Source organism: uncultured Jannaschia sp., assembly GCF_947494055.1.
Lineage (GTDB): Bacteria > Pseudomonadota > Alphaproteobacteria > Rhodobacterales > Rhodobacteraceae > Jannaschia.
In genome coordinates, this window is the sequence record NZ_CANLTR010000086.1 from 1 (window position 1) to 5789 (window position 5789).

The 5789-nt window shown below is 69.4% G+C and carries 6 protein-coding genes; 3 read left to right on the plus strand and 3 right to left on the minus strand.

What is annotated here, in order from left to right; all coding sequences use genetic code 11:
* Window positions 1-77 precede the first annotated feature (77 nt).
* Genes Q1A87_RS22685 through Q1A87_RS22695 form a run of 3 tightly spaced genes read right to left on the minus strand, consistent with a single transcriptional unit; the run spans window position 78 to window position 2085 of the window.
* Entirely contained in the window at window positions 78-881 is an 804-nt protein-coding gene (locus Q1A87_RS22685) for an iron chelate uptake ABC transporter family permease subunit (RefSeq protein WP_299656894.1), read from the minus strand.
* Window positions 881-1612, minus strand: coding sequence for a metal ABC transporter ATP-binding protein (locus Q1A87_RS22690; protein WP_299656897.1), 732 nt, complete (start codon window positions 1610-1612; stop codon window positions 881-883). The genes Q1A87_RS22685 and Q1A87_RS22690 overlap by 1 nt, the downstream gene beginning before the upstream one ends.
* Complete coding sequence (locus Q1A87_RS22695; protein ID WP_299656900.1) at window positions 1609-2085, minus strand: transcriptional repressor; 477 nt, start codon at window positions 2083-2085, stop codon at window positions 1609-1611. Before Q1A87_RS22695 ends, Q1A87_RS22690 begins: the two co-directional genes overlap by 4 nt.
* Before the next feature lie 66 nt (window positions 2086-2151).
* Between Q1A87_RS22695 and Q1A87_RS22700 the strand changes: the two genes are divergently transcribed.
* From Q1A87_RS22700 to Q1A87_RS22710, 3 genes are all read left to right on the plus strand, one after another.
* The gene (locus Q1A87_RS22700; RefSeq protein WP_299656903.1) at window positions 2152-3078 is read left to right on the plus strand and encodes a zinc ABC transporter substrate-binding protein; all 927 of its coding nucleotides are present in this window, start codon (window positions 2152-2154) and stop codon (window positions 3076-3078) included.
* A 209-nt stretch (window positions 3079-3287) separates the two neighbouring features.
* Window positions 3288-4763, plus strand: coding sequence for a PQQ-dependent sugar dehydrogenase (locus tag Q1A87_RS22705; protein WP_299656906.1), 1476 nt, complete (start codon window positions 3288-3290; stop codon window positions 4761-4763).
* Window positions 4764-5044: 281 nt separating this feature from the next.
* Window positions 5045-5440 carry a cupin domain-containing protein gene (locus tag Q1A87_RS22710; protein WP_299656909.1) on the plus strand — a complete coding sequence of 132 codons (396 nt, stop codon included), beginning with the start codon at window positions 5045-5047 and terminating at the stop codon, window positions 5438-5440.
* The last annotated feature ends 349 nt before the right edge of the window (window positions 5441-5789 follow it).

Consider the following 5789-nt stretch of genomic DNA (forward strand, 5'->3'; position numbering starts at 1 on the left):
TCTCTACGACCCGCAGGAGTGCTGGAACTACTTCACTGCTGCCGGATACGGCTCGGGTTAATGCCGAAACGCTTTAGTCAGGATCGGGAAGGCACCGGTATCCCGGGCAGGCTCGCCACCGCGAACAGCCCCGCCGCCACGCAGACGATGCTCGGGCCCGTCGGCGTGTCGAAGCGGAAGGACAGCCACACCCCGGCCAGCGCCGCCACCATGCCGAGCGCGATCGCGCCCGCCGCCATCGCCTCCGGCGTCCGCGCGAAGCGCCGCGCCGTCGCCGCCGGGATCAGCAGCAGCGCTCCGATCAGCAGCACCCCCACCACCTTGATCGCGACCGCGACCACAAGGGCGAGGCAGAGCATCAGCACCATCCGTTCCCGATCTGGGTCGATCCCGGCCGCATGGGCTAGATCCGCGCCGAGCGTCGCGGTCAGCAGCGCCCGCCACCGCCACGCGAGCACGCCGAGCACCGCCGCCGCGCCGCCCCAGATCAACAGGAGGTCCGTCTGCGTCACCGCGAGGATGTCGCCGAGCAGGAACCCCATCAGGTCGATCCGCACGTTCGGCAGGAAGGACACCGCCACCAGCCCCGTGGCCAGCCCCGAATGCGCCATCACGCCAAGAAGCGTGTCCGTCGCCGCGCCCCGCCCGGCCAGCGTCGCGATCGTGGCCGCCATGCCCAGCGCCACGACGAGGACGCCGCCGAAGATCGGTGCCTCCAGCGCCAACGCCAGCGCCACGCCGAGGATCGCGGCATGCGCCGTCGCATCGCCGAAATAGGCCATTCGCCGCCACACGACGAAGCAGCCGAGCGGCCCAGCCGCCACCGCGACGCCCACCCCGCCGAGCGCGGCGCGGATCAGGAAGCTGTCCAGAAAGGCCATCAATGCGAATGGGGATGCGCGGGATCGTGGGAATGCGCGTGCTCGTGTCGGTAGAGCGCAAGCGCGCCCTGCGTGCCGGTCCCGAAGAGGGCGCGGTATTCGGGCGCCGAGGCGACCTGCTCGGGATGCCCCTCGCAGCAGACATGGCCGTTGAGGCAGATCACGCGATCGGAGGCCGCCATGACGACATGCAGGTCGTGGCTCACCATCAGGACGGCGCAACCCGTCTCCGACCGGATCGCCTCGATCTGGCGGTAGAAGGAGGCGGCCCCGGGCTGGTCGAGCCCCTGCGTCGGCTCGTCGAGGATCAGCAGATGCGGCTCGGACAACAATGCGCGGGCGAGAAGGACGCGCTGCAATTGCCCGCCCGACAGGTCCGCGATCTGCGTGTCGCCCACCGACGGCACGCCCGCCGCGAAAAGGGCGTCGACCGCCGCCATGTCGTCGACCGCCCGGGGCAGCCCGAGGAACCGGCGCGCCGTCATCGGCAGGGTCGCGTCCACGGCGAGCTTCTGCGGCACGTAGCCGATCCGCAGCCCGGCCTGGCGCGTCACCCGACCCGCGGCGGGGCGCAGCGCGCCGATCAGCGCCCGGACCAGCGTGGACTTGCCGGACCCGTTCGGCCCGACGATGGTCACGATCTCGCCCGGCCGGATCGTCAGGCCGACATCGTGGAGGATGCGGCGCCGACCCAGCCGCACGTCCAGCCCTTCGACCGCCAGTACGCTCACGCCGTCGCGTCCCGGCAGGTCGGGCAGAGGCCCTCGGCCTCGAGAACCGCACGCTCCACGGTGAAGCCGGTCTCGGCGGTCGCCCGACCGAGCGCGTCGTCGCGGTCGGCCTGCGTCTCCGCCACCGCGTCGCAGCCGCGGCAGATCAGCAGGACCGGCGCGTGCCGCTGACCGGGCACGGAGCAGGCCACGAAGGCGTTGCGCCGCTCCACCCGGTGCGCGAAGCCCTGACCGACGAGGAAGTCGAGCGCGCGATAGGCCACCGGCGGCTGCGCCTTCTGCCCCTCGGATCGCAGCTCCGCGAGGATGTCGTAGGCCCCGACGGCCCGATGACGGCGCAGCAGGATCTCCAGCACGCGCTGTCGGATCGGCGTCAGGTGCAAGCCGTTCACCTCGCATTGCGCACGGGCGGCGGCCACCGCGACGTCGATGCAGTCGGAATGGTCGTGAGGTTCGAAGCCAACGGGTGTCATGCGGTGTTGATATGTTATAACATCCGGCCTAACAACCGTCGTGTTCCGACAAGCTTTGGGTACGCGATGTTCCTCCGATTCCTTCCCCTGACATTGCTTCTCTCCACGCCCGCCGCGGCGCAGGTGCCGCGCGTGGCCGCCGATATCGGGCCGGTCCACTCGCTCGTCGTCCGGGTCATGGACGGGGTCGAGGTGCCCGCCCTGATCCTGCCCCCTGCCGCATCCCCTCACGGCCATGCCCTGCGACCCTCCGAGGCCCGGACGATCGAGTCCGCCGAGGTCGTGTTCTGGATCGGTCCGGAGCTCGAGCCCTGGCTCGCGGACGCGATCGCGGCGCTGGCGCCGGATGCGCGCTCGGTGGCGCTGGTCCCGCCGGCGCACGGTCACATGGAGCATGGCGAACACCACGAGGACCACGAGCACGACGAGCACCACGAGCACCACGAGGAAGAAGGGCACCACGACGCCCACGATCACGCCCGCCTGCATGCCTGGCTCGACCCGCAGACCGGCAAGGCCTGGCTCGACGTGATCTGCGAGGTGCTGGTCGCGCTCGATCCCGAGAACGCGGTGATCTACGAGGCCAACGCGGAGGCCGGACGGGCCGAACTCGACAGCCTGACGTCGCGTATCGAGGAGATCGTGGCCCCGGTGCGGGACCGCGGCTTCGTCGTCTTCCACGACGGCTTCGGCGCGTTCGAGGAACGGTTCGACATTCCCGCCGCCGGCGCGATCCAGGCGGGCGAGGCGGCGCCGCCCTCGGCCGCAAATGTCGTCGCCCTGCGCGAGCGGGTCGTGGTGGGCGACGTCGTCTGCGTCTTCTCGGAGCCGCAATACAGCGCCGGGCTCGTGCGGACCCTGATCGAGGGAACGCCGGCGCGAACCGCGGTGCTCGACCCGCTCGGCGCGCTGATCCCGACGGGCAAGGACCTCTATCCCGCGCTGCTTCGAAACCTGGCGCGCACGCTCGCATCCTGTCTGACGGAGGAATGATCGCTTCGGCCCGGACGCTTCGAACGAGCCGGGGAAGCAAGGCTTCGTGGCCGGAAAGCCGCGAGGGCGAAGGGCCGCCGAAGGCTGGACCAGGCAGGAACCGGCTCGATACACGGCCGCGGCAAACCGCCCCAAGATCGACGCCCTATCGAACTCCCGGGCCCCGGCAGACATTGTGCCTTCGATCATGATCGTTCGAGGAGCGTCCGATGTCCCGTCATACCCACCTTTCCACCCTGGCTCTCGTGGCGACGTTCGCGGCCCCGGGCCTCGGCCTTGCCCAGGATGCAACGGACGGGCAGGCGAGCCCCGCACCGAGCGACGCGGAGATCGTCGCCTCCGACGGGCAGCCCACCGGCGAGGCGATCAGCGCGATCTCGGCGACGCCCGAGCAGGATCAGGCCGTGGGTCAGAGCTTCCGCGTCGATTTCGCCGATCTGCCCGAACCCTATCCGGGCCCGCCGGTCGCCAATGCGCCGCTCCGCGCCACCGAGGTGCCCGAGGAGCTGTCCCTGCCCGAGGGGTTCACAGCGACCCTGTTCGCCCGGGGACCGGAGGGGCCGCGTCAGGGTCACGTCCTGCCGAACGGCGACCTGCTCGTCTCCATGCAGGAGGGCGGCTACATCGCGCTTCTGCGCGACACCGATCAGGACGGCGAAGCCGACATCATCTCCCGCGCGTTCGAGCCCTTCACCGGCCCCTACGGGATCACGCATCGCGACTGGACCGGCGAGGGCGACTTCGACTACGAGATCCTGATCGCTGATCTCGAGGGCATCTGGTCGCAGCCCTACAAGACGCCCAACATCCGCAACGTGGGCGCCCGTAACCAGACGGTCGACGAGACGCCGATCGAGGAGCGCAAGCCGCTCTACGACTTCTCCGGTCAGTCGCTTCTGACCGAGAGCGGGGTGTTCGGGGAGATGACCGGCCACGTCAATCGCGACATCGAGATCGGGCCGGACGGGCGGCTTTACGTAGGTGTCGGATCGCTCGGCAACATCTCCGTCGAGCCCGAGCCCAAGGCCACGATTCAGAGCTTCGCCGCCGATGGATCGAACCAGCGGACCCTGGTGACGGGCGTGCGGAACCCCGCCGGCCTCGACGTGCATCCCGAGACCGGCGAGGTCTTCGCCGTCGTGCAGGAGCGCGACGGCGCGGGCGACAACCTCGTCCCGGACTACCTGATCCGCGTCGACGAGGACGAGTTCTTCGGCTGGCCCTACAGCTACATGGGATCGAATCCGCAGCCCGGTTTCGCGCAGCTCGAACCCGAACTGGTCGAGAGCGCAGAAGTCCCGGACCTGATCTTCAACCCGCATTCCGCCGCCATGGACCTGGCCTTCTACGACGGCGAGATGTTCCCCGAGCGCTTCCGCGACGGCGCCTTCGTGGCGCTCAAGGGCTCGTGGAATCGCACCCAGCCGACCGGCTACAAGGTGGTCTTCGCCCCGTTCTCGGACGGGATGCCGGACGGGACCTACGAGAACTTCCTGACGGGTTTCTGGTCGCGCGGCACCGACCGCGCCGAGGTCTGGGGCCGGCCGTCCGACGTGACCGTCGCCCCCGATGGCGCGCTCTACGTGATCGACGACACCGGCGGGACGATCTGGCGGGTCACCTACGACGGCGGCGCCGATACGAACGCCACGGAGACGGGCGAGAGCGCCGACCCGCAGAACTGACGCGTCGGGGGGCCGGCGAGGCCCACCCCCAGACATTCTGCTCGGACCGGTTCCGCCCGGCCCGGGTGCGCTTTCTGCTCACCGCTCTCTGGCCATCGTCTGATCGGCCGGGCGGTTTTCGGCCCGGAAACGCTCGCGCAGACGCCGCCACGAGGGCGTTGGATGTCGTGCTTCGACGCCACGCCGGTCCAGCGCCGCATGCCCGTCCTGGCAGGAAAGAGGGACGTCCCCGCGCTGACCTGCCGTTTCGCGCGTTGCGAAGGGTGAAAAGGAGAGACAGCATGAAGATCACCAGGGCAGGCACCATTCCGTCTTCCGCCGGGCCGGAGGATTATTTCACCGGCACCGTCCGGCTCGATCCCATGCTTGAGGCCGAGGAGCCGGGACGTGCGGCGGGCCTCTACGTCACCTTCGAGCCGGGCGCGCGCACGGCCTGGCATACCCATCCCGCGGGCCAGACGCTCATCGTCACCTTCGGCCGCGGCCGCGTGGCACGCGAGGGCGGCGCGATCGAGGAGATCGGCCAGGGCGACATCGTCTGGTTCCCGGCGGGCGAAAAGCACTGGCACGGCGCCGCGCCCGATACCGCCATGAGCCATATCGCCATTCAGGAGAGCATCGACGGGAGCCGCGTCACGTGGATGGAGATGGTCTCCGACGAAGATTACGACGGCTGAAGCCCTTGGCCGGGCGGCTGCCGCTCGGCCGATCCCGACCGACGCGCCTCCCGCGTCATATGGCTGTCGGCCTCCGCCATGAGGTGCGCGTGCCGTTCCCGGCATCGGCATGATCAGGTGCCTTGCTTGCAAACCGCTGGTCCGGGCGGGGTGTGGTGGCGGAGGAACATTCAGAACGACCGGGAAGACACAGACGGGATCGAGTTGTACCACCTCAGTCCAAATGAACATGCACCAAAATCTGGGCTATGTAAACAAGGCTTTCAAATGGACGTTGTTGCGCAATTGCGCTTGAGGTGTGCGGTCCCCTTTCCCCGTTGAGGTCAGACGACGGCTTCGATCTCGGCCC

What these genes read in the sequence shown, in the direction of transcription:
- Q1A87_RS22705 (WP_299656906.1), top strand. Translation starts at nt 3,288, where the DNA reads ATGTCCCGTCATACCCACCTTTCCACCCTGGCTCTCGTGGCGACGTTC.
- Q1A87_RS22695 (WP_299656900.1), bottom strand. Translation starts at nt 2,085, where the DNA reads ATGACACCCGTTGGCTTCGAACCTCACGACCATTCCGACTGCATCGAC.
- Q1A87_RS22710 (WP_299656909.1), top strand. Translation starts at nt 5,045, where the DNA reads ATGAAGATCACCAGGGCAGGCACCATTCCGTCTTCCGCCGGGCCGGAG.
- Q1A87_RS22685 (WP_299656894.1), bottom strand. Translation starts at nt 881, where the DNA reads ATGGCCTTTCTGGACAGCTTCCTGATCCGCGCCGCGCTCGGCGGGGTG.
- Q1A87_RS22700 (WP_299656903.1), top strand. Translation starts at nt 2,152, where the DNA reads ATGTTCCTCCGATTCCTTCCCCTGACATTGCTTCTCTCCACGCCCGCC.